General features: G+C 45.2%; 1 protein-coding gene. It reads right to left on the reverse strand.

Annotation, left to right across the window (positions count from 1 at the left end; translation table 11 throughout):
• Positions 1-442: TonB-dependent receptor plug domain-containing protein (locus GBI66_RS19265; protein ID WP_151717191.1), on the reverse strand; the 442-nt coding region annotated here is incomplete at both ends.

Here is a 442-nt window from a genome sequence, read left to right on the forward strand (position 1 = left end):
TATCTAAAGTTCCACCCACAAATAGATTAGGGCTGAGCTTTACTTGGTCAGTACCAGAAGCATATTCTGAAGTTAGGCTAACAGTTCCGCTAAAATCTTGAGGAATTGATCGAGTAGCAAAGTTAATAATTCCGCCTACGTTTTGAGGCCCAAAACGAACTGATCCCGCACCACGTACAACGTCAACTGACTCAATATTACCAATTGAAACAGGTGCCAAAGATAACTGTGGCTGACCATACGGTGCAAATGAAAGTGGAACGCCGTCTACTAGAACTGTTGAGCGAGGTGATAGGCGAGATGCTAAACCACGAACCCCGATATTGAGAGAAACATCACTACCACCTGTGCCACTACTGTCTTGAGCCTGAACTCCAGGAACTTGCTTTAGAGCTTCGCGCAATGAAGTTGCTGCCGTTTCATCTAAACGCTTACGGTCAAC

Source organism: Acinetobacter sp. TUM15071, from assembly GCF_008980925.1.
In the GTDB taxonomy this organism is placed as follows: domain Bacteria; phylum Pseudomonadota; class Gammaproteobacteria; order Pseudomonadales; family Moraxellaceae; genus Acinetobacter; species Acinetobacter dispersus.